General features: G+C 55.8%; 15 protein-coding genes and 1 pseudogene. 7 read left to right on the top strand and 9 right to left on the bottom strand.

Annotation, left to right across the window (positions count from 1 at the left end):
- The first annotated feature begins 3 nt into the window (after positions 1-3).
- Both VI01_RS17940 and fepB read left to right on the top strand, forming a co-directional pair.
- Positions 4-939, top strand: a complete 936-nt coding sequence (locus VI01_RS17940; RefSeq protein WP_045816116.1) for an ABC transporter substrate-binding protein — start codon at positions 4-6, stop codon at positions 937-939.
- Between the two features lie 152 nt (positions 940-1,091).
- A complete protein-coding gene (gene fepB / locus VI01_RS17935; RefSeq protein WP_045816192.1) occupies positions 1,092-2,051 on the top strand; it encodes a Fe2+-enterobactin ABC transporter substrate-binding protein in 960 nt (319 codons plus the stop codon).
- Between the two features lie 43 nt (positions 2,052-2,094).
- Here the strand turns inward: fepB and entS are convergent, their stop codons facing one another.
- The 4 genes from entS to fes all read right to left on the bottom strand — a co-directional run bounded on the left by entS (position 2,095) and on the right by fes (position 13,428).
- On the bottom strand, positions 2,095-3,351 hold the full coding sequence (gene entS, locus VI01_RS17930) for an enterobactin transporter EntS (RefSeq protein ID WP_045816115.1): 1,257 nt from the start codon (positions 3,349-3,351) through the stop codon (positions 2,095-2,097).
- A gap of 69 nt (positions 3,352-3,420) precedes the next feature.
- The gene (locus VI01_RS17925; RefSeq protein ID WP_156149376.1) at positions 3,421-11,805 is read right to left on the bottom strand and encodes a non-ribosomal peptide synthetase; all 8,385 of its coding nucleotides are present in this window, start codon (positions 11,803-11,805) and stop codon (positions 3,421-3,423) included.
- A 53-nt stretch (positions 11,806-11,858) separates the two neighbouring features.
- Positions 11,859-12,080: an MbtH family protein gene (locus VI01_RS17920; protein WP_034830344.1), complete on the bottom strand. Its 222-nt coding sequence runs from the start codon at positions 12,078-12,080 to the stop codon at positions 11,859-11,861.
- Entirely contained in the window at positions 12,073-13,428 is a 1,356-nt protein-coding gene (fes, locus tag VI01_RS17915; protein WP_052697014.1) for an enterochelin esterase, read from the bottom strand. The genes VI01_RS17920 and fes overlap by 8 nt, the downstream gene beginning before the upstream one ends.
- A 276-nt stretch (positions 13,429-13,704) precedes the next feature.
- Between fes and VI01_RS17910 the strand changes: the two genes are divergently transcribed.
- Together VI01_RS17910 and VI01_RS17905 are read left to right on the top strand one after the other, a co-directional pair.
- Complete coding sequence (locus VI01_RS17910) at positions 13,705-15,894, top strand: TonB-dependent siderophore receptor (protein WP_045816114.1); 2,190 nt, start codon at positions 13,705-13,707, stop codon at positions 15,892-15,894.
- A 185-nt stretch (positions 15,895-16,079) separates the two neighbouring features.
- Positions 16,080-16,538 (top strand): hypothetical protein, encoded by a 459-nt coding sequence (locus VI01_RS17905; RefSeq protein ID WP_045816113.1) that lies wholly within the window; start codon positions 16,080-16,082, stop codon positions 16,536-16,538.
- A gap of 41 nt (positions 16,539-16,579) precedes the next feature.
- Here VI01_RS17905 and VI01_RS17900 read toward each other — a convergent pair whose 3' ends face one another.
- Together VI01_RS17900 and VI01_RS17895 are read right to left on the bottom strand one after the other, a co-directional pair.
- A complete protein-coding gene (locus VI01_RS17900) occupies positions 16,580-17,209 on the bottom strand; it encodes a LysE family translocator (RefSeq protein ID WP_045816112.1) in 630 nt (209 codons plus the stop codon).
- Between the two features lie 75 nt (positions 17,210-17,284).
- Positions 17,285-18,034 (bottom strand): YoaK family protein, encoded by a 750-nt coding sequence (locus VI01_RS17895; RefSeq protein ID WP_045816111.1) that lies wholly within the window; start codon positions 18,032-18,034, stop codon positions 17,285-17,287.
- 218 nt (positions 18,035-18,252) lie between these two features.
- Between VI01_RS17895 and VI01_RS17890 the strand changes: the two genes are divergently transcribed.
- The 3 genes and pseudogenes from VI01_RS17890 to VI01_RS17880 form a co-directional block, all read left to right on the top strand.
- Positions 18,253-19,155, top strand: a complete 903-nt coding sequence (locus VI01_RS17890) for a lipid kinase (RefSeq protein WP_045816110.1) — start codon at positions 18,253-18,255, stop codon at positions 19,153-19,155.
- A gap of 290 nt (positions 19,156-19,445) precedes the next feature.
- Positions 19,446-21,347 carry an acyltransferase family protein gene (locus VI01_RS17885; protein WP_045816109.1) on the top strand — a complete coding sequence of 634 codons (1,902 nt, stop codon included), beginning with the start codon at positions 19,446-19,448 and terminating at the stop codon, positions 21,345-21,347.
- A pseudogene (locus tag VI01_RS17880) lies at positions 21,347-21,499 on the top strand (helix-turn-helix domain-containing protein); the annotation flags it as partial. The gene VI01_RS17885 and the pseudogene VI01_RS17880, both read left to right, overlap by 1 nt.
- A gap of 6 nt (positions 21,500-21,505) precedes the next feature.
- On the opposite strand, the gene VI01_RS17875 reads toward VI01_RS17880, so the two are convergent.
- From VI01_RS17875 to VI01_RS17865, 3 genes are read right to left on the bottom strand one after another with little or no spacing between them, the layout of a single operon-like run.
- On the bottom strand, positions 21,506-22,114 hold the full coding sequence (locus VI01_RS17875) for a class I SAM-dependent methyltransferase (protein WP_045816107.1): 609 nt from the start codon (positions 22,112-22,114) through the stop codon (positions 21,506-21,508).
- Positions 22,115-22,166: 52 nt separating this feature from the next.
- Positions 22,167-22,502: a cupin domain-containing protein gene (locus VI01_RS17870; protein ID WP_045816106.1), complete on the bottom strand. Its 336-nt coding sequence runs from the start codon at positions 22,500-22,502 to the stop codon at positions 22,167-22,169.
- A complete protein-coding gene (locus VI01_RS17865) occupies positions 22,492-23,106 on the bottom strand; it encodes a hypothetical protein (protein ID WP_045816189.1) in 615 nt (204 codons plus the stop codon). The genes VI01_RS17870 and VI01_RS17865 overlap by 11 nt, the downstream gene beginning before the upstream one ends.
- Between the last annotated feature and the right edge of the window lie 228 nt (positions 23,107-23,334).

Raw genomic sequence — 23,334 nt, 5'->3', positions numbered from 1 at the left:
CCCTTGAACACCCTACGTAACGCGATTACCGCTTTGCTGCTGCTGGCGACCACCAGCGCGCACGCCGAACAAAAAGTTCGCCTGCTGCTCGACTGGTTTGTGAACCCCAACCATGCAGCCATTTTTGCCGCGCAGTACAGCGGCGCTTTCAAGAAAGAAGGGCTGGATGTCGAGATGATCGCCCCGGCTGATTCGGCATCGGTGCCGCTGCTGCTGGCGGCAGGCAAAGCCGATCTGGCAATCAGCTATCAGCCACAGCTTTACACGCTGGTAGACAAGGATGTTCCGGTGATTCGCGTGGGTACGCTGATTGGACAACCGCTGAATACGCTGACCACCGTGTCCGGCGATATCCATTCGCTCAAGGATTTAGCCGGCAAAACGCTGGGCTATGCGGTGCCAGGATCGGAAGATGTGGCGATCCGCAATATGCTGAAATCGCAGGGAGTGGATGTTAATTCGGTGAAATTGATCAGCCTGAATATGGATTCCACTTCGGCGCTGCTGACGCACAAAATCGATGGCGCGATGACCATTTTCCGCAATTACGAGCTGATCGATCTACAGGATAAGGGCGCGAAGCCCGTCGTGTTTAAACCCGAAGATTACGGTGTGCCCGCTTATGATGAGCTGATTATTCTGGCGAACAACAAGCGCGCGGCGCAGGACAAGCGCATCCCCGCATTTTTACGCGGTCTGGATGCTGGCGTTGTGTGGCTGCGTGCGCATCCGGAAGAAGCCTGGAAGGCGTTTATCAAAAAGTATCCTGAGCTGAACACCAAACTCAATCATCAGGCATGGGAAGCAACGCTGCCGCTGTTTGATGGGCACAGCGCGACTTTTGATAAAGCACGTTATCAGGCGTTTGGTGAATACATGAAAGCCAACGGGCTGATCAAAGATGTGGCGCCGATGACACGTTATTCTTTGGAGCAGTAACCGGTGTGCGGGCTGGCTAATTTGCTGGCCCGCAATACATTTACCCATCACTAATCGCCCCCTTAATAACTCCTCGCCACCAAATCAACTTGCACCATATCGCCATTTTGATAATGATATCCATTCTCAATTATCAAGTGATGGATAACCTGATGCGTTTGCCCGTAATGGCCTTACTGCTTTGCCTCACCTCGCTGTTTAACCCCGTGCTTGCCGCTGAAGACGCAGCCCGCTGGCCACGCACAATACCCACACCGCAGGGGCCGTTCAATTTGCAACAGCCGCCACAGCGCATTGTTTCAACCAGCGTGACATTAAGCGGCACCTTACTGGCGATTAACGCGCCGCTGATTGGGTCGGGCGCCACCAGCCGCAACAGCAGCGTTTCCGACGATCAAGGCTTCTTTACCCAATGGGGGGAGGTCGCCAAAGCCCGTCACGTCAAGCCGCTGTATGTTTCCCAGCCCAACGCAGAAGCGATAGCGGCGGAGGCACCAGACCTGATCGTCATTGCTGCCACGGGTGGAGACTCCGCGCTGAAACTCTACGATCAGCTGAAAACCATCGCGCCTGTGCTGGTGGTTGATTACGGCGATAAGAGCTGGCAGGCGCTGGCGTTGCAGCTGGGTCATATCACTGGCCACGAAGCGGAGGCGAAGCAGGTGATTGCAAAGTTTGACCAACGCGTTGAGTCGCTGCGCAGCAAAATTACCCTGCCGCCGCAGCCCACTTCAGCGATTGTTTATTACGAAGATGGTCGCGGGATGAATGTATGGACGCCGGCTTCGGCGCAGGGAGAGCTACTCAAGGCTCTGGGCTTCACGCTGGCGATGCCGCCTGCCAGTCTGCAGGGCAGTACCAGTATGGGCAAACGCAACGACATCATCCAACTTAACGGCGAGACGATGGCGGATGGCGTTACCGGGAATACGCTGTTGCTATTTGCCGCCGATGATAAAACCGTGCCGCAGGTGGCGAAGAATCCGTTCCTCGCGTATTTACCCGCGGTGCAGCATCACGACATCTTTGCCATGGGTAACGACACTTTCCGCCTCGATTACTATAGCGCCAGCAACATGCTCAGCAGTATTGAGCGGCAGTTCGTGCACTAACAGGTAGCAATATACTCAACAGTATCGAACGACAGTTCGTACACTAAGCGGCAGCTTGCTCAGCGGCTGGAGGTTCATGATGCAGCTGTGCCGTGCGCAAACCGCGTACGGCCAGCGCGATCAGCAGCAGTAAACCTGCAGCCACGCCCCCAAACCACAGCACACTGTTGAGCGCGCTCAGCGCACGTGCCAATGCACCGAGTCCTAATGCACCCAGCGAATCGCCACTCACATCCTGCGCGGTGCCCAGACTGTTGACCCGACCCAGCAGAGCGTCCGGCGTGTGGTGCTGAATCAGGATGAATTGCAGCAGGGACGCGATGGCATTGCTGTAGCCATAAGCCACCAATGCCAGCAACGCCGGGATCAGTTGGCTGTAAAGACCCAGAGAAGCGATGCAGCCAAATGCCACCAACGCACTCACCAGCAACACCAGACCCGGTCGTGACAGCTGTCGCACCCAGCCACTGGTGAACGCGCCGATCATCGCACCGAGCGGCACGGCGGAGTACATTAACCCTAGCGCTGAGGCATCAACCTGCCACACCTGCGCCAGCGCCGGGAAAAGAATGCGCACCGCACCCACCATACTGAGTAGCAAACCCACCAGCACCGCAGCGCCCACCACATTGTGCCGACAGACAAATTGAATGCCGCTGGCGAGCGCGCGCAAAGGGTGTTCAGGCTCTTCCTGTTCAGGTTTCATCGCGGGCAGCCGCACCAGCGGGATCAGCGTCGCCAGCGTGCCGAGGGCGGCGACGGCAAACGCCCAGCCAACACCTGCCGCCACGATAATCATGCCACCCAGCGCCGGAGACAGGATCGCACCCAGCCGCACGGTTAACATGCTTAACGCACCGGCCTCCGCCAGATGCTCGCGTCCCACAATTAACGGAATCACCGCCATCAGCGCCGTCATGCCCAGTGCACCAAAAAAACCATCCCAGAAGGCGAGGAAATAGAGCGCCCACAATGAAGGGGCAGGGCTAAACGCGTTCAGGCTCAGCAGCACAAAACCGATGCCACAGGTGCCACGCGCAAACAGGATCAGTTTGCGGCGATCGTAGCGATCCGCCAGCACCCCGCCGAGCAGCAGGCCAATAAACATGCCGATACCATCGAGCATCACGGCCACGCCAACCTGTAAGGTCGAGCCGGTCATGGCTTGAATCTGAACGGGTACACCCACTGCCAGCATGCCCAGCGCAAACACGGATAGCATGCGAGCGCAGAAGATGGCGCGAAACGCGGCGTTGTTTTTCAGCAGGCTGAAATCAAGAAAAATTGAAGGCTTAGCCATAAATATCCATTGTTAAAAACGAGCTGGGGCGCACATCAGCGCGCCCACATTCATTGGCCGAGGGCCGGGTTATAAGCGAGTCGCGGTCAGCAACCGGTTGATCAGCGGACCCAGCACTTGCAGCGAGGCCGCAGATAAAATGTCAGCGTGCTCACAATCCATCGGCCAGATTTCCAGGTCTGAAACAAACGGTTTCCAGGTCGCAGGCACATCCATGTCGGCAGGCAGGGTTTTCTCTGCCATAAACAACGTGGCTTTACCGGCATAACGCGGCGTACGCGCTTCCGCCAGCCGTGCAACAGCGTCCTTGTAGTTGGCGACGATGGTGCTAAACATCGCGGCTTTCTCAGCACGTAACAGGGGATCGCGCTCATCTTCGGTGGCGGCCATAAATTCGGCCTGTTCCCGTGCCACTTCCTGCTCTGCCTCTTCAGCATCGGGCGTGCGCCAGTCCTGTCCTTCGGCCGGGTAGGTATCCAGCAGACCAAGGAAGGCCACGCTCTCGCCGCTGGCCTGCAGACGCGCCGCAATGCCTTGTGCCAGCGTGCCGCCCAACGAGTAGCCCAACAGGAAGTAAGGCCCCTGTGGCTGGTGTTCGCGAATAGCGGCCAGATGGCGATCGCACATGGCTTCTACGCTGGCACAGGCTGCGATAACGCCCACCGGGCGCGGTGATTGCAGCCCCACAATCGGGAAATCGCCGTCGAGATAGTGCAGCAGCGCGCTGTACTGCCAGGCGAAGCCCGATGCCGGATGGATGCAGAACAGCGTCGGACCCTGGCCGGCACGCAGTGGCAGCAACTCCCCGTTGCCGCTGCTGTCACTGACATCACCCGCCAGCAGTGCCGCCAGTTTCTCCACGCTGCGTGCGGCGATGATCTGCCCGACACTCACTGACTGCGCTATACGGCGGCGTATTTCTGCTGCCAGTCGCATCGCCAGCAGCGAATGACCGCCCAACGCAAAGAAGTCATCGTCGGCATACACCTGCTCACATCCCAGTAGCTGCTGGAACAGTTCTGCCAGCATCTGCTCGTGAGGCGTTTCCGGCAGACGGCCAGCCTGCGCGCTGCGTTGCGGCATCGGCAGTGCTTTACGATCCAATTTGCCGTTGGCACTGAGGGGCAAATCGTCCAGCAGCAAATAGCTCACCGGCTGCATGTGGGCGGGCAGGCGAGTGCTCAACTGCTGTTTTACCTGTTCGATGTCCAGTGCCACGCCAGGCTGAGCCACCAGCCAGCCGAGCAGCTGGCGATTATCGACACCCGCCGTCGCCTGTTGTGTCAAATTGCGTGCAGCCACGACTGCCTGCGCCACGCCCGGCAGTGCCACCAGCGCCTGCTCAATTTCACCCGGTTCGATACGTTGTCCACGCATCTTCAGCTGGTCGTCGCTGCGCCCGAGATACTCCACGGCGCCATCCTCGCGCCAGCAGGCGATATCACCGGTGCGGTACATACGTTCGCCATCGGCAAACGGAGCGGCAATAAAGCGCTGCGCGGTAAGATCGGCACGATGCAGATAGCCATCGGCAAGCTGGATGCCGCTGAGATAAAGATCGCCAGGCACGCCGACCGGCACCGGGCGCAGCAGATTATCGAGGATATGCAGTTGGGTGTTCCACACCGGGCGACCAATCGGCACGCCAGGGCCATTCAGGCCTTCGAGCGCGCTACCGCTGGCGGGTTGCCAGGTCACATCCACGGCCGCTTCGGTGGGTCCGTAAAGATTATGCAGCGGTGCCGCGATCACTTGCTGATAGCTGCGAGCCAGATCGCAGGCTAACGCTTCACCGCTGCAAAATACACGGCGCAGCGAGGCGCAGGCGTGATCGGTTTGCGCACTGACATGCCCGACAAAGGCGGCCAGCATCGACGGAACGAAGTGCAGGGTGGTGACCTGATAATCGTCAATCAACTGCCACAACGCCTGCGGATCGCGATGGGCATCCGGGGGCGCCATCATCAGCTGTGCGCCAGTCATTAACGGCCAGAAGAACTCCCAAACCGAAACATCAAAGCTGCACGGGGTTTTCTGCAACACCACGTCGTCGCTACGCAATGGATAGCTGGCTTGCATCCAGCGCAAGCGGTTAACGATGGCGCGCTGATTGACCACCACGCCTTTTGGCTTGCCGGTCGAACCTGAGGTGTAAAGCACATAAGCCGGTCGCTGCGCGTCGGGTTTAGGCAACGTATGACGCGCCACACTCTGCTCACTGGCAAGGCGATCGAACATCATCAGGGTGCCAAAGTTGGCGAATCGACTTTCCAGCGCCGATTCGGTGATCACCACCCACGGTCGTGCATCGTCCACCATGTACGCCAGACGCTCATCGGGATAACCAATATCCAGCGGCAACCAGGCCGCACCTGCCTGCAAGATGGCGGTAAGGGCAATACTCAGACGAACCGAGCGCGGCAAGGCAACGGCAACGATATCGCCTGGCATCACGCCCGCTTCGATGAGTCGATCGGCCAGCAATGTGGCCTGACGCTGCATCTCGCGGTAGGTGAGTTGATGATCGACGTCGCTCAGCGCCAACGCGTCCGGCGTGCGTGCGGCTTGCTGGGCGATGGCTTGTTGCAGGGTTTCATTCTCCAGCTGCACACCGGTGTTATTGACCCACTCGAGCAGCGATTGCTCGGCGAGGGTTTGTAAACGCCATTGCGTTAACGGCAGATCCGGTGTGGTGACCAGTTGTTGCAACAGCAGCAACAGGCGTTCAGCCAGACGATCGGCATCGATGACGCAGGCGCGATATTCCATCAACAGCGTTAGCTGTTCACCCGGCAGCACCAGCAGCGTCAACGGATAATGGGTGTAGCCACGGTTGTGGATCGCTTCACAGCGTACTCGCGCGTTGGCATCCTGTAACGATGGATTGTCAGGGTAGTTTTCCACCACCAGCAAGGTATCAAACAGGGTGCCTGCACCTGCCAGCTGTTGGATTTCAGCCAGTCCGAGGCAATCCTGTTCAATCAGCTGGATCTGCTGATTTTGATGCGCGGCTAACTGCTCCAGCAGCGGGCGCTGAGTATCAAACCGCACGCGCACCGGCAGCGTATTACTGAACAGACCGACATGTTGATCGATCCCTTCAATCTGGCCGAAACGACCGGAAACCGGCGCGCCAAACACCACGTCCTGCTGACCACTGGCAATCGACAACATCATGCCCCACAGGCCCTGCATCACAGTATTGAGGGTCAATCCGCGAGTGCGGCACAGCGCATAGAGTTCGCGCTCCAGCGTGGCATCCAGGGTAATGCGTTTTTCCTGAACAGCACTGTCGGCGGCATTGGGATAAAGCAACGTGGGCCGCACGTCGTGCAGACATTCCTGCCACTGCTGGCGTGCCTGATGCACATCACGCTGGCTAAGCTGGCGCACGGTGTCGGCATAATGGGTGCGTTGGGCGGCCAGCGGCTGTTGACGCAACGCGCTAAGTAAATCGTTTAAAATCACCGGCGTTGACCAGCCATCCACCACCAGATGATGCGCATTCAGCAGCAGCGTCCAGCGTGCTTCAGGCTGATGAGGGATCAGCGTGGCCTGCAACATCACCGGTTGCTGGAACAGATCCTGTGACAGCGCCTGGTGTTCAGCGGCGTCCATATCCCCGGCTTCCAGCACCTGCAGCGGCCAATGCAGATCGCCTTCCGGCAGCAACTGCAAGGGTTGCAGACTGAGTTCGCTGTCAAATCGGGCGGCGAGCTGCGGATGGCGCTGCAACACCTGGTTGAGCGCCTGCTGCACGGATGCTACCGACACATCACCGCTGAGAGTTAATCGCGTCAGTGAGTTATAGCTGCCTTGCGCGCCACTGGTCTGTGCGTGGAACAGTAATCCTTTCTGCAACGGCAGCAGCGGCAAGACGTGGCTAAAGCCCCCGTGACGTGCGCGCAAGAGTTGCAGCAGCGCATCATCCACACCTTCAAGATTGATTTCCGCAGCGACCAGCGTGTTAGCGGCCTGCTGTGGCTGTTGCTCTGCGAAGTGGCAAAGCTGTTGTGCACCCAGCGCGATAGCCTGATGCAGTTGCTGAATCTGATCGGCATGCAAGACGCCCTCCGCCCAGCTCCAGTTCAGCGCCAGCTGCTGGTCATCAACAAATACGTTGAGTTCCAGTGCGTGCTGTAACGGCATAGCATCGTCCTGAATCACCGCAAAAGTGTCGCGGAACTGCTGCGCGGTGCGCTGAGGCTGCCAGTGACCAGCGGATTGAGTGAAGCGGCCGAGATAATTGAACAGCATCTGTGGCGCATGGTTGGCGGCCAGTTTCGCCAGCGTGATGCCACGGTGGGCATCCAGCCAGCGCAGTTGGCCATAACCGATGCCGCGATCCGGCACGGCACGCAGCGCGGATTTCACCGCGCGCACGCTGTCATTGAGGTCGGCCGAAGCAGGCAGGGCGAGCAGCAGAGGAAACTCCGCTGTCAGCCAGCCTACCGTTCGCGCCAGATCCTGATGATCGTGCAACTCGGCACGGCCGTGTGACTCCAGCGTCACGCGTTGTAACGCACTGCCGTTCATGCTGCGCAGCGCCAGTGAGAGCAGAGTCAGCAGTAACTCTTCGCTGGTGGCGCGGAACTGCTGCGGCAGGGTATGCATTAAGGCGGTGCTGGTGGGCGCATCCAGCAGAGTGCGCTGATGCAAGGCGCGTTCATGACCGTTTAAGGCACGCTCACCCAGTGCAGGCAACGGTTGCTCCAGCATGCGTTGCCAGAACGGCATTTCGCTGGCGCGTGAGGCCAGGTTGGCTAGCAGCGTAGCGGACCAGTCATGCAGCGAGGTCTCTTCAGCGGGTAAGGTGATCGGCGTGCCGCTCAGCAGTGCATCACCGGCCTGTTGCAGTTCATCCAGCAATACGCGCCATGACACGCCATCCACCACCAGATGGTGCAACGTTAATACCAATCCGCAGCTTGCACCTTGTGTCTGAAGCAGGGTCGCCTGTAGCAATGATCCTGTCGCCGGATCGAGGCGTGCTGCATCGTCACGGAAGACCTGATCGGCGGCCTGGTCACGGGCTGTCACTTCGATAACGCGACAACGCTCAGGGCGCGCAGAGAGCGGTTCGCCCACCACTAACTGATTATCACGTGTGAAGGCGTTGAGGGCTGGATGGGTGCTGGCAAGCTGTTCAATCAGCTGTTCCAGCTGCGCGAGTTGCAGCTCTGGCGGCACGGACAGCAGCACGCCGTGGGCGAAGCGGGCATTGATGCCTGCTTGCGCGTTGAACCAGTGCAGAATCGGCAATCCGCCAATCGCCCCCTGTTGTGACACACGAGCATGTTGCGAGTGCTGTGCCAGCGGGGCTAAATCTTGTGCCATGCGTGCGGCGGTACGTTCGGCAAAAATGTCTCGCGGGCGCAGCATATACCCTGCGCGGCGAGCGGCGGTGCTGAGGCCCATCGCCGAAATGCTGTCTCCACCGAGTGAGAAGAAGTCATCCTCCGCGCCGACGCTCTCCAATCCGAGCAGGCTGGCCATCGCCTGGCAAATCAACGTTTCCTGCGGGGTGCGCGCAGCGCGGCTTTGCTGTTGCTGGGCCTGCTGTGGTTTCGGCAATGCCTGGCGGTCGATTTTGCCATTCACATTCAGTGGTAGATCATCCAGCACCATCAGCACGGCTGGCAGCATATAGTCCGGCAACTGGGTACCCAGCTGTGCCAGCAAGCGGGTGCTGAGTTGCGGATCGGCGCGCAGGGCATCATCCTGTACCGAGCAGTAGCCAATCAGACGGTGAGTGGCACCCATCACTTCGGCAATCACCACTGCGGTACTCACTTCGGGCAGTGCCACCAGTGCGTTTTCAATTTCACCCAGTTCGACGCGGAACCCGCGCACTTTGATCTGGTGATCCACCCGCCCGATAAACGCCAGTTGACCATCCTGACGCCAGCGCATCACATCACCGCTGCGGTACATCACCTCGCCTTCACGGAAGGGGTTAGCGACAAAGCGGGCGGCAGTCAGATCCGGGCGGCGCAGATATCCGCGCGCGATGCCCGTTCCGGAAATATAGAGTTCGCCGGTGCAGCCAATCGGTACCGGCCGCAGTTGGCTGTCGAGCAGATAAACCTGGCTGTTGCCCACCGGACGACCAATTACCGGCTGCGGTGAAGCCAGCACGCTGGCACCGAGGGTATCTATGGTGTACTCAGACGGGCCGTAATAGTTGTGGATTTCCATCTGCTGCTGTTGCTGCATCAGTTTCCACAACGTCGGCGTGGCGGCTTCACCGCCGATCATGACAAAAGCAGGGCGGTGGTTTTCCGCTTCCAGTAATCCGCTGTCGATCATTTGGGAGAAGAACGACGGCGTGATGTCCAGCAGATCGACCGGCACCGCGTTCATCTGCTGAATCAAACCCCAGGCATCGCGGCGCAGTTCTTCGTCGAAGATATTCAGCTCGCAGCCCATCAGCATGCAGAACAGCGGCTCCCACGAAGAGTCGAATGAGAACGACGCGGTATGGCCGGCGCGCATCCGGCGTGGGTTGCTGGCGTGGAAGCGGTCAATCGCCGGTCCAAACAGATGTTCGCGATGTGACAAGAACAGATTCAGCAATCCCTGATGTGTGCTCATCACGCCTTTTGGCCGGCCGGTTGAACCGGAGGTGTAGATCATATAAGCGAGATCGACACCGCACAACGCGGTGTGCGGCACACTCGACGGCTGTGCCGCCAGTTCATTCTCCAGCTGATCGATGCACAGCGCGGGAAGTGTCGGCATCTGCGCCAGTGTCGCGGAGTGGGTCAGCAATAATGCGGGTTGAGCATCGTCGCACATCAGTGCCAGACGTTCGCGTGGATAATCGAGATCCAGCGGCATGTAAGCCGCGCCGCTCGCCAGTACGCCAAAGATCGCAACCAGCGAATCCACCGAGCGCGGAATGCCAATCGCCACTACGTCGTCCGCTCGCAAGCCACGCGCAATCAGTACATGCGCCAGTTGCATGGCGCGATCGGTGAGTTGGCGGTAGGTCAGCGACTGTGCGCCACAGACGACCGCCGTCTGGTCAGCGCTTTGCGCCGTGCGTTGCAGCAGCATATCCACGATGGTGGTCGCGCCCGCAGGCAGGGTGAATTCCGGGCCAGTGGACCAGCGCTGCAAATCAGCCTGTTCGTCTGGGGCAATGATCGACAGCGTATCCAGGCTGATTTGTGGTTGCGCGGCGAACTGCGTGAGCAGATGACGAATGCGATTGGCGTGACGCTGTAACATTTGCGTGTCGTAGCGCCCAGGGTTTGCCACCAACGTTAACTGTAAAGCCCCCTCGCGGAAGCCCACTTCAAACTCGATATCGTCTACCGGTCCCATGGCCAGAGTATGAGTTGCCGACGGAATGCCATCGAAGTGCAGTTCATCATGATAGACCTTGACGTTGATCACCGGTCCGTAAAGCTGTTGGTTGCTGCCGACCAAACCCAGATCGCGACGGAGTTGCTCTGCTTCATAGCGCTGGTGGCGGCGTGCTTTACGGATTTCCGCCTGCACCTGCTGCACCAGCGTGGCTAAATCGCTCTGATGAGGAATGTCGAAGATCAGCGGCAGGACGTTGACCACGGGACCCAACGCCGTCAGCGCCGCTGAACCCATACGGCGCATAAAGGGAAAGCCAATCGACAAGCGCGGGCTGTCGCTGATGCGCGCCAGATAAGCCAGCAGCAGGGCACTGACGATATCGCCTTCGCTGCAATCCTGGAATGCAGCGTGCTGACGCAACGTTGCCAACTCTGGCAGCGCGACGTGGCAGCTGATGGGACGATCGCCAGCATCCAGTACGCTTTCACAGGAGAGGGTTAAGGTTTCAGGCAGTTCAGCTGCATAGGTTTGCCAGTGGCTGGCGGAGCGGGCAAAAGCCGTTGATGCCTGCCACTGCTGATATTCATCAATCACTTCACTAAATGGCGTGAAGGGTGAAGGTGAGGGTTCTTCGCCACGGCACAGTTCGGCATAGATGGCCGCTACACGCTGCGTCAGCGCCTCGAAGCTGAATCCATCAACCAGCAGATGGTGATAGCGCTGATACCACCACCAGCTGCCATCACCCACGCGCATCAATAGGTGGCGATAGAGCGGTTTATCGCCGTCAGCCGCCAGGTCGGCACGCAGATCGGCCTGCATGAGTTTATGTGCCTGACCGGTGGCGTCCGCGCGCTGGCTGAAGTCGTGCCACTCCGGCAGCACCAGAGCCTGCGCATCAAACCACTGCGCGGGATCACCGTTTTCATCGAGGCCAAAGCGTGCCTGCACGGTGTCGGCTTCTGCCATCGTCTGGCGGATGGCGCTGTCCAACGCCGCGCGGTTAATGTCGCCGTGCAGCACGCTGTAGTGCGCCACGGTAAATTGATTGCGCTGCTGCGCAATAGCGTCCGCGATCCAGATGCCGGGCTGAGCCGCCACCAAAGGATACGCAGGTGAATGCGTGATTATCGATGCCAAAGGAATGTTCCCGTCTAAAAAATCAAAAAAAGGAAAAGTTAAAAAACGAAAAATTAATGTGCGCTGGACGACGTCTGTTGCGTCGCTGGTCGCATGTCTTGCCAGTGGGTTTCGATGTACTCAATCGCTGCGGCACGTGGTAGCGGACCCGCCACGTTTTGCCAGCCCGCGGGCACCTGGGCAAATGCCGGCCACAGGCTGTACTGCTGGCGCGCATTGATCAGCACCAGAAAATCGAGCGCATCGTTATCAAACGGATTCTGTTGTTCAGACATGGTGGTTACCTTTTGAGGTTGTGTCAGAGAGAAGATCGGCCAGCAACCAGCGGCAGCCGTCGATCAAGCCACCGCGCCAGCACAGTGCGTCGTGCCCTCCGGCGTAGCAGCGGAAAAAGAGTTCATGGCCTGCGGCTTCCAGCGCGGGACGTATTTGCTGGTTAACGAACAGCATGTCCTGCTCACGATCGCCGACTTCCTGGAAAATCTTCAGTTGTCCAGCGGGCAGCGCGTTGTTCTGCAAACGCTGCAACAGCAGACCCGGCGCGTGCTGTTCACGGTTGGCGTAATCTCGGATGTATTGCAGGTGCGGCCACCAGAACGAGCCCGATTGCGTGAGGATGCGGCCAAATCGCTGCGGCCAATGCAGACCGGCGTAGAGCGCCGCGAGGCCTCCGTAGCTTTGACCCGCCACCAGCGTGCGGCTGCCATCGCTGCTGAACGCCGCATGCTGGCGTGCGAGCGGCAACAGTTCTTGTTGCACCGCCAGCCAGAAGGTTTCGTTGCAGGGCAGTTCAACTTCGCGATGCTGGCTGTCGATCACGTCGATAAATAACCAGCAGGCAGGCGGCAACTCACCCGTATCAGTAACCTGATCGAGGGCGCTAAAAATCGGCTGTCCGTACACCCAGTTTTGCCCATCGAGCAAAATTGCCAGCGGGCGCTGGTCCGGTTGTGCGGTCTTTCCGGTGGTGTAAAGCCAGACGTGACGCGTGACGTTGAGCAGATCGCTATGCCACTGCAAGGTTTGCAGGCCATCCGGCCAGGTGTCGGCCAATCCGGCATCCAGCGGTTGCCAGGCGGATTGATCCGGCGCGTCGGGCATATGCGCATTACTCAACGCAAAACGGCGGCTACTCAGAAACGGGGGTGAAGGATTCAGCGTATCGGGGATCGCCAGCGGCATCAGCGATATCCACCACTTGCGTTGGAGTACCCGACAGGATTCGTCGTTGCCGCAGAACAGCGGGGGCAAATGCTCAGCGGTTACCGGGATCAGACTGTAGCTGCCGCGCCAGTCAGATTCGATAGGCGTCGACCAATGCCAGACATCGCTATGACCGACGCGAACAAGGGATTCAGGCGCCTGGCTGTGATGATCGGTGACGCCGTTTATATCGATATAGACCTTTTTGGTAGACGATAGCTCGGAACGGCCTTCCGGATCGCGCCAGAAAAAGTGCATACGGGTTTCGCCGCCTGCCTGGTGCTCAATCACCGGCGTACCCACGGATTGAAGCCGCTCCCACCAGCGGTGACTGCCTAAATCATCAAGCTGTAACCATTGAGTGACGGTTCCGGCTGGCAACTTGTTGTGCGTCATTTGCTCTGCATCACTGAGAAACATCCTGCAATCTCTCTCCACATTTTCTTCAAAGACTTTACATTAACAAACGTAATGCAAATGCTATTGATAACGATTTACATTTGCAATATTATTTTTGCGCCGAATAAATCCCCTATTTTTCAGATGATTATTCTGGGATGTGCGTTGAAGGGGAATTCAGGACCGTGTTTTATCAGAGGAAGTTATATTTCAATCCGTTACAGCTTTCGCCGTTGGGTGAAGGGGAATGGACGGATTATTTCATCGACAAGGCAGTTTGAAATAGAGATGGCAACTATGTCCGTTAAAGCAAAAAATTTAGCAATACCTGCTGTGGCACTTCCGTTCAGATTCTCCCGTCTTCACCTGTCACTGGCCTCAATCCTGCTGGTGGCGCCTGCCGCCTTCAGCGTCGCGGCGGAAGAGACCCTCACCGTGAATGCAGATACGCGTGAAAGTGTGACCTCTCCGCTGCAAGGTTATGTGGCGAAAGAGAGTGCCGCTGGCACTAAAACTTCAACCCCACTGCGTAAAACCCCGCAATCGATTTCGGTGATTACGCGTGAGCAGATGGACGATCAGGCGGCACCTTCGGTGGCGGATGCATTGAGTTACACCAGCGGCGTATTGACCAACTACCGTGGTAACTCGAATCGTAACGATGAGATCATCGCACGTGGTTTCCGCTATGCACCGAAATTCCTTGATGGCTTGAGCTACGGCCTGTCAGGACAGCAGGGTGCGGCAGGGCAGATCGACCCGTGGTTGCTGGAACGTGTGGAGATGATTCATGGCCCGGCATCGGTGTTGTATGGCCAGGTGAACCCTGGCGGCATCATCGCGATGACCAGCAAACGCCCGACTGCGCAGAGCATTCATAAAGTTCAGCTCAGCACGGGTAATCAGCATCTGGGCGAGGCTGCGTTTGATTTCGGCGGCAAACTGAATGACGACAACACGCTGTTTTATCGTCTTAACGGTATCGCCAGCACCAAACATGAGTTCGTGAACGATAACAAACAGCAGCGCATGGCGATTGCCCCCGCGCTGACGTGGCTGCCAAACGCGGACACCAGTTTCACCTTGCTGACGATGTATCAGAACGAGCCAAAGGCCGGATACCGTAACTTCCTGCCTGCCAACGGCACGCTGTTTAACACCAGCGCGGGCTACATTCCTTACGATTTCAATGTCAGCGATCCGAGCTTTAACGAAGCGAAACGCGAGCAGACTTCTGTTGGCTACATCTTCGAGCATAACTTTAACGACAACATCAGCTTCACGCAGAATATGCGTTACAGCAACATGGATGAGTCGTACAAATATCTGGTCTATACCTTCGATGTGGATGGCAGTGACCATCAGATCAACCGTCGTCCACAGCATGACAAAATCAAGTCCAAAGAACTGGGCATTGATAACCAGGTTAAAGCGACGTTCGATACCGGCAACGTTGCGCATACCGTGCTGGGCGGGCTGGATTACAAATGGAGCGATGTCGACAACAAACTGTGGCGCGACAGCGGTGACCAGTACATTCTCGACTGGGCGAATCCGACCAGCGTGACAATCAATGAGAGCGATCTGGCATTGAACACCAGCACGCGCAAAAAGCTCGATCAGGTTGGCGTGTATCTGCAGGACCAGCTGGAATGGAATCAATGGAATCTGCTGCTGTCCGGTCGCCAGGACTGGTCAGAAGTCCGCTCGCAGGACCGCATTGAGAACAGCACCACCCAGCAGAATGATAGCAAGTTCACCGGCCGTGCTGGCCTGCTGTATGCTTTCGATAATGGCTTGTCGCCATATATCAGCTACAGCACCTCGTTCGAACCGAATCTGAGCACCGGTGCACCGGGTAGCGATCCCTTCGCACCGACGACGGGCGAGCAGACCGAAATCGGTATCAAGTATCAGCCTGTGGGTTGGGATGCGGTGTTTACCGTTTCCGCGTTTGATATCACGCAGAAAAACATCACCACTTACAACAGCGAACTGGGCTACAACGAGCAGATTGGTAAGGTGAAGTCCAAAGGCATTGAGACAGAAGCGCACGCGCAGATCACCCCGGAGATTAAGGTGATGGCGGCGTATACCTTTACCGATGCGGAAACCAAAGAGAGCAACACCGCGGCACAGGTCGGCAAAACACCTGCCAGTATTCCGCGCCATGCTGCTTCGGCCTGGGGCAGCTACAGCTTCCTGGACGGTGTGCTGAACGGTCTGACGCTCGGCAGCGGTGTGCGTTATACCGGCACGGCCTGGGCGGATTCCACCGGTCAGGACAAGGTTCCGCATTACACGCTGTATGACGTGATGGCGAAGTATGAGCTGGGCGAAGCGGCTAACTCACTGCGTGGCACCACGCTGCAGCTGAACGTGAACAATGTGGCCGATAAGCACTATGTTGCATCCTGTAGCAACACCAGCGCGTGCTTCTACGGCAGCGGTCGTTCGATTGTGGCGTCTGTGAGCTACAGCTGGTAATCAACCTAAGGCAGGGCGTCCTTCCGGGCGCCCTCAATTTACCCATTTGCATTCCGTGCTGCTTTCCCCTGGATGAAACACATCGAGACAGGTTTTCGGAAAATACTGGATTTGTGTGACTGTCATCACTCCGCGAGGCACGCTAAAATAATTGCTTCTCATTTAGCAAAAGGTTTTTCGTCACGATGTTTTCGCGTTTCACTCTGGCCGCTTTGACGGCCGCACTCATGCTTACCGGTTGTGCACGCCACGCCGCAGATAGCAACGCTACCGCGCAAGCTGACGCTCCAGCTGCTGCCCCCATCGAGAATGACAACATTCCTTCCCAGTTTGATAGCGGGCCGACCGTGATCAACGTTTCCCATCTGATCACGCGTACCGATGACGGGTCTTCCGTTTACGTGACGGTAGATGGTCAGGAAGCCGGGCTGCTGCAAAAAGGCGAGAATAAAGAGATCCGCGTGAGTGAAGGTAAACACCAGGTCGGTGGTTACGTGCAGACGCTGTTCGGTTTTGGCAAGGTGACCATTGCGTCGGTGGATGTGACCACCGACACTAAAGGCCCGAAGAACGTGGTCTATTCGGTGACACGTCAGAAGCCGACCTTTAGCGAAACCCAGGCCGCTGCGCCGAACAACTCCTGATGAGTTGCAAGCGGTGCTGCGCTTGCCAGCACCGCTTCCGGTTAACTCCGGCTAAAAACCAGTTTCAAACCCGCAACGGCGAAGCAGCACGCCAGCAGCGCATCCAGCCCACGGCGGATACGACGATAAAATGCTGCCATGACCGCAGTGGAGAACAGCAGGGCATAGCCGCAAAACACCAGCACGCAGATCGTGGCACAACCGGCGATAATCATCGGTAAAGTTGAAGCTGCTGCATCCGGTTTCAGTGCCACCGACATGATCGCCACCCAGGTAAGAATCGCCTTGGGATTGCCGACGTGCATCAAAATACCCTGACGAAACAGCCTGACAAAAGCGACTTTGTCGCCGCTGGCGCTGAATTCATTCGCATCAGGACGACGTAATGCCGATTTACCCGCCTTATAGGCCAGCCACAGCAGATATAAGCCACCGCCGATTTTCAGCACAATCAATAGCTGAGCAAAGGTTGCCAGCACGGTCAACACGCCGCAGGCTGCCAGCAGCGCCCACATCATCGAACAGCTGATCACACCACTTGCCAGCGCCAGTGCGGCACCGCGTCCTTTCTTCATCGCCGTGCCCATGATCGCCATATTGCTCGGGCCTGGGCTGGCGGTGGCAACAAAATAGGTGGTGTAGATCAAAATCAATTCGTGTGAAAGCGCCATATTGTCCTCTGCGATGAGATTGTCCTGCTTTTGTTATATCGCCTGCATCGCAGAATGACTACTGCTGATTCTGTATTAAAAAGGGATCGCTTTGGCGTAGCTGCGACTTTTCACTTTATAAAGCGTGAAAACAATCGAAAGCGTGGCTATCACTACCAGAATTAATCCGGGGCCAATCAGCGATCCGAAGCCTAAAGCATTGAAGATTAGCAGGCCGACAATGCCACCGGTCAGGAAGGAGAAAATGGTCACCAGATGGGTGTTCAGTTGCTGCTTAAAGGCACGAATATTTTTCGAGGGATCGCGGCGCAATAATGCGACAAATACCGAACCCATAGAGATACCTGCATCGGTTAGGGTGCCGGTAATATGGGTGGATCGTACGCGACCGTTCGAAAGTTGCGTCGAGGTAGAATTGTGCACACCCATCAAAAAGGCCAATAGCAGCAATATTTCGCCGTTATTATTTGATGAGAAATAATAGATCTCGAACAGCGACGTCAATATTAATAGCACGCCTTCAACCAGTAAAATGCAGCTAAATATGGTGCGCAGCCCATTAATCACGCCAAGCACCACCGAAATCCTCGCCACCACCGCGCCGGTGACAAAGGCGCCAATCATGGCGATGAAGACTTTCAGATTACGAATATCCATCTCGTTCAAATCGCTGGAGATTTGTGCAATGTTGCCGGACATATGCGAGGGGAAAAAGCCGAAGGCAGCTAGCGCCATGGCGTTCAATAATCCCGCTGATGTGGCCAGGCACAGGGCGAGATTACGATCTTCAACGTGTGTTCTGGTGCGCTTCAGTTTTATCAGCATAATTCACCCTTGCTCATTGAGAGTATTGTGATAACGCAATGCGTCAAATCCAGTGTTCGCCAGTGAATAAGTGAAGCACAAAAATCTTAAGAGGATCTTAATTACTTTTAGATATAGAAAAATCCTATTATGGGTGTAAAGATATCTAAGGAAGATTGCCAGTTTCGTTATCTCTGTTTACTTTCGCCTGATGCATTTAATTTCAGGGAAATATCGAAATGACCAATCCTGGTGCTCAACCTGAGCAGCGGCGCGCGCTCCTACTGGTCAATCGTCGGGCACGCCGTGGTGCACAGTGGGCGGATCTGGCACATCAACTATTATCGGCAGCAGGCTATTCCCTGATTACACCGCACGAAGAGGATGAACGCAGTTACGGTGAATTGATTCTGGCGCATCAGCATCAAGTGGATGTGGTGATAGTCGGCGGCGGCGATGGCACGCTGAATGCGGCAGCACCAGGACTGATGCAATCCCGCTTGCCGCTGGGCATTTTGCCGCTCGGCACGGCCAATGACTTTGCCCGTACCTTGGGCATTCCTTTCAATCTGGAGGCAGCGATCAACATCATCGTCGCAGGACACACGCGGCGTATCGATCTGGGTGAAGTCAACGGCCATCTGTTTTTGAACGTGTCCAGCGTAGGATTCTCCGCCAGCCTGGCACGCAATCTCACCGCAGCAGCCAAGAAAAAGTGGGGCACAGCGGGTTATGCTTTGGCTGCATTGCGCCTGCTGCGGCAAAGCCGTCCGTTTAGCGCCATGCTGCATTATGCTGGCCAGCATGAAGCCATTAAAACGGTGCAATTTTCAGTTGGCAATGGCCGCTTTTACGGCGGTGGGATGACGATAGAGAAGGACGCGGCACCCGATGATGGTCGTCTGGATGCTTATAGCCTGGAAGTGCGTCACTGGTGGCAAATTCTGGCGCTCTTTCCCTCTCTGCGTCGTGGTACGCATGGTCGCTGGGGCAGCGTGCGTACGTTGAGCGGCACCCAATTTAGCCTGCATACCCGGCGTCCGCATGACATTAATGCTGATGGGGAAATTATTGGTCGCACACCTGCACATTATCGTTTAATCAAAGGTGCCATTGCGGTATTAGCACCCGATAAAACTTAATGGCTCACTATTTTGGAACGTTAATATCGGCTGATGGGAGTGTGCCACTATTCTGAATATCTTGATCTCATTTCATTTAAGTTAATAATGATTTTGTAAAGCTGTTCCTGTTTGCGCGTCTGACAACCTGATGATTATCCGAGGGGTAATTAAATAACCTTAAGATAAATCATCGGGTGTACAGTTCCATTTCTTGTGTCATGGACATGAAATTACAGAGATTTCATCGATTGCTGAGTCTTTTCACAATCTTTACATTATCCTGAAAACCTCTTTCACGGATCATTCCCATGACTTTCCGCTCTGACATTAACGGGCTGCGTGCCTATGCGGTGATGTTAGTCCTCCTCTATCACTTTGGTTTTACCCATGTGAGCGGGGGATTCCTCGGCGTTGATGTGTTCTTTGTTATTTCTGGCTATTTAATGACGAGTATTATTCTGTCACGACTTAAAAATCATAAATTTTCACTGATGGCATTTTACGCGGCGCGCTGTAGACGCATTATCCCGCCATTAATGGTGCTGTGCGCAATGTTAATGCTGATGGGTTATTTTTTGATGCCGCCCGCGGAGTATCAGCGCATGGCGGAGCACGCGATCTCCAGCCTTAGTTTTATCTCTAATGTAGTCTATTTCAAACAGGGCGGTTATTTTGATACCGGTTCGGTGTATAAATGGCTGCTGCATACCTGGTCATTAAGCGTTGAGTGGCAGTTTTATTTATTATTACCTCTGGCGTTAATGTTTACCGCACGTTTCCTGCGCCAGCAATTTGCCTGGGCGATGGGCATCGCTGCGCTGTTGTCGTTTGGATTAGTACTGGCGATGGTCGCCACTGATTATCATCTCACCGCCACTTATTATTTGTTGCCCACCCGCGCGTGGGAGATGCTGGTTGGCGGATTAGTGTATCTGGCACCTAAAACCCGACTGAGCGGGCAGGGTTGGGTTCCGCCAGTCAGTATTTTGTCACTGATATTATGTGCGTTAATGTTTGATGAAAACATCGCCTGGCCCGGTATTATGGCGCTGTTACCCGTCTTATTCACCGCGCTAATTCTTCTCGCGGCGGTGCAGAACAGTCGGTGGTTAAATCATCGCTTCGTGCAGCACATCGGCAAAACGTCTTACTCGATCTATTTATGGCATTGGCCCTTGTGGGTGTTCTGGCATCTGGCGGACTGGCCGGTCACGTTTGTCAGCCAGCTGGTGCTGATCCTGCTGTCACTGGCTGCTGGTTGGGCTTCTTACGTCTGGGTTGAGAACAGGCAAAGCTGGTTCAGCCGGAAAACCTATATCGCGCTAGGACAGGCTGCTGTGGTGATGTTATTCGGGGTGACGATCGTAGCGAGGGCGGGAATCCCTTCACGTGCGCCCGCAGTGGTGGCCTCAATCGATCACTATTCGCAGCAACGCTTTGCGCTGGCTAAAAATTGCTTTGTGCTCAGCGGCATCACATCACCGCAGTGCGTGTTTGGCGATGCCAGTCGGGTGAATCTGGTGGTACTGGGTGATAGCCACGCCGCCGCGATGTTGTCCTCGATTGTGGATAGCGCCAGTACGCAGGATGGCGTGGTATTCATCGCACAGTCTGGTTGCCCTTCGGTCCCGGATATTCAACGCAGCGCCAGTCCTGATTGCGGTCGTTTTGTGAAGGCGGCGATGGCTGATATCGAACGCAAATATCCCAAAGCATCGGTATTGATCATCAATCGCATGTCGTTTTATTTGCACGGCGAGTATGGCAGCGGCAGCAGCGCACCCACCTACAGTTTCAGGCAGGACGGAAGTTCCATCGCCGCCTATCAACAGCATTTTGGCGCCGCAGTGAAACAACTCGCCAGCCATCACCGAGTCTTTATCATGACGCCGGTGCCGGAATTTGGTTATGACGTCATTTATCGCATGTCACGCGATGCGATGCGTGGCAAAGCACCGGTAATTCAGCAATCTCGTGCCGACTATCAAGCACGTCATCAGGATGCATTGGCGATGCTCAACAATATCGCGGCGCTTTCACCTAATGTCACCTTGCTGGATGCCGCGCAGGGATTATGTGACAGCCGTTTCTGCTACGGAGCGAGGGAGAATGTGCCGCTGTATCGCGACGACAACCACCTTTCGGAAGTGGGAAACAAAAGTTTGAGTGGGGTGTTTGCAGGGATGTGGGGGATGATTGAGGGGAGGTGATGGGTATCGCCCAACGGTCGGTTGCTGCAATTGAAGCGCGTGGCGAAGACCTGAAAATTGCCACTTTAAAGCGTTATGTCGAGGCGCTGGGCGGGCAATTAACGATTGGCGTGAATATGCCTGGCGGCCAGCACGTGGATTTCGCGCTTTAAGCAGTTTCATTGTTTCTGTGCCAGCCAAACCGTTCTACCACCGCAGGTCGCATCTTCAGTCACCTGCTTAACCACGCTGAAACCATTATCCGATAGCCGTTGGCGGAACTCATCTTGAGACAGACTGGCATGATAGAGCGGACGTTCAAGGAAAGTGCCCATCGCCTCACCCTCATCGGGGCCGCTGGTGAACATTAAGCCAGCCCCGACCTGAGCATGCCGAGCAAAGCGTGGAAACATCGCCCGTTGGTGGTCGCGTGTCAGATGGAAGAAGCTGTCCCATGCGATGATGCCATTAAAGGTCTTCTCGAGTGCCAGCGTGCGCATATCGGCAATGTGCCATTGCGCCTGTGGGAACCTTTCCCGACAGCGGGCGATCATCGGCTCGGAAGCATCCACGCCCGTGACTTTGAACTGCTTTTGCAAAAAGTACTGTGCAATCGGAATACCCGCACCACAGCCGACATCCAGAATCTCTCCGCCTGCAGGGATCAACTCGAGAAAACGCGCCAGCCAGTGCTGCTCAATGAAATGCTGAGTACGGTGGTTATCCCAGACTTCGGCACCTTCTCTGTACAGATCAATAATATGTTCAGCTTCTTGCTCGTGATTCATGGCTTGGCTTCATGTAGGGTCGAGGGTTCATCATAAGCGAAACTCAGCATGTTTAAAGATCAGTACGATCCCCTCGTGGTGTTGGATGGGAGATAACAAGAAATTCCACGGGATATCCACTGTCGTTCCTGGCCTGGTGTTTCAACCCTGGGGCGATTTCGAGACCTTGCTGGGCATTAATCTCATGTTTTTCACCTTCCAGTTCCATCGTCAACACGCCTTGCAGAACGAAGAAGAATTGTCTGGACACTGAGTGAAAGTGACGCGTTTCACGCGTGTCAGGAGGCATTTTCTCATGAATAATCAGCATGTCCTGACGATTGACTAAATACCAACCGTCGCAGCTATCACCCCATACATAATGCTCAGCATTCTCTTTAGAAATCATCCCGTTTACCTTTTATGAGGGTATTTTCCAGCTCATGCTTAACAGAACTCAACATTCTGCGTCGGATCAGACCACTCCCCGCTCTGATCGCCAGCCAATAAGCCGCCATCTTACAGTGAGAAGCTTTATCCGGGCAGTGAATGAACGTTTCAGTGATAAGTTCGGATTGGCTGTCATTGATAAGATTGACTTGATAGCGCAGCAACAGCTTAGCAGCACCCGGCCGCGCGGGCTGCTGATACTTTTCAGCGTTAGAAATTTTTTCCAGGCCAAAGTCTGCGCGCCAAAACTCTCCTCTTAACCCATAGCAAAGTTCTAAATCAGACGCGTGAAGAAGCGTGAACGTTTGCAGTCCGAATTCATCATCATGGGTTTTAGGCGCCTTGCCTTGCAACTTCTGGGGCAACTGTCGTATCGACATCAATGCCCGGATGACAGAATCCTGCTCAAGATCGAATGCCTTAATAAGCGGCATGATCTTTTCAGGGCAGTTCGTTTTGATTACAGCGCGGTGTTTTTCGTGGAACTGGAAATCAGGCAGGTGAAGCGGGGCGCCATTCCAATTGGCAAGCATTTTTTTTGACACAAAACCCAGTGAAATCATCCTTAACCTCGATTTGGGGTGTTTATGAAGAGTCTTCTGCGTGCTGCACATGTTCACGAACATATTCAAGTTATCAGCGAATGATATCGCATGCCACCAGTCTGCGAGTGCTATCAACTTAGACGCATAGGTCTTTATTGTGGCGTCAGGTGCGAGCGACGTTCGTTAACTGCAGTGCTGCAACTTTGTGGGTGTCCGTTTTGTGCTGTGAGTTCAACTGATGGACGC

Source organism: Pantoea sp. SM3 (assembly GCF_000963995.1).
Lineage (GTDB): Bacteria > Pseudomonadota > Gammaproteobacteria > Enterobacterales > Enterobacteriaceae > Pantoea > Pantoea rwandensis_B.
Note: the sequence above shows the minus strand (reverse complement) of the source record. Positions and strands in the feature narration are given on the sequence as shown.

What these genes read in the sequence shown, in the direction of transcription:
- fepB (WP_045816192.1), top strand. Translation starts at nt 1,092, where the DNA reads ATGCGTTTGCCCGTAATGGCCTTACTGCTTTGCCTCACCTCGCTGTTT.
- entS (WP_045816115.1), bottom strand. Translation starts at nt 3,351, where the DNA reads ATGGCTAAGCCTTCAATTTTTCTTGATTTCAGCCTGCTGAAAAACAAC.
- VI01_RS17920 (WP_034830344.1), bottom strand. Translation starts at nt 12,080, where the DNA reads ATGTCTGAACAACAGAATCCGTTTGATAACGATGCGCTCGATTTTCTG.
- fes (WP_052697014.1), bottom strand. Translation starts at nt 13,428, where the DNA reads ATGTTTCTCAGTGATGCAGAGCAAATGACGCACAACAAGTTGCCAGCC.
- VI01_RS17910 (WP_045816114.1), top strand. Translation starts at nt 13,705, where the DNA reads ATGTCCGTTAAAGCAAAAAATTTAGCAATACCTGCTGTGGCACTTCCG.
- VI01_RS17905 (WP_045816113.1), top strand. Translation starts at nt 16,080, where the DNA reads ATGTTTTCGCGTTTCACTCTGGCCGCTTTGACGGCCGCACTCATGCTT.
- VI01_RS17900 (WP_045816112.1), bottom strand. Translation starts at nt 17,209, where the DNA reads ATGGCGCTTTCACACGAATTGATTTTGATCTACACCACCTATTTTGTT.
- VI01_RS17895 (WP_045816111.1), bottom strand. Translation starts at nt 18,034, where the DNA reads ATGCTGATAAAACTGAAGCGCACCAGAACACACGTTGAAGATCGTAAT.
- VI01_RS17890 (WP_045816110.1), top strand. Translation starts at nt 18,253, where the DNA reads ATGACCAATCCTGGTGCTCAACCTGAGCAGCGGCGCGCGCTCCTACTG.
- VI01_RS17885 (WP_045816109.1), top strand. Translation starts at nt 19,446, where the DNA reads ATGACTTTCCGCTCTGACATTAACGGGCTGCGTGCCTATGCGGTGATG.
- VI01_RS17875 (WP_045816107.1), bottom strand. Translation starts at nt 22,114, where the DNA reads ATGAATCACGAGCAAGAAGCTGAACATATTATTGATCTGTACAGAGAA.
- VI01_RS17870 (WP_045816106.1), bottom strand. Translation starts at nt 22,502, where the DNA reads ATGATTTCTAAAGAGAATGCTGAGCATTATGTATGGGGTGATAGCTGC.
- VI01_RS17865 (WP_045816189.1), bottom strand. Translation starts at nt 23,106, where the DNA reads ATGATTTCACTGGGTTTTGTGTCAAAAAAAATGCTTGCCAATTGGAAT.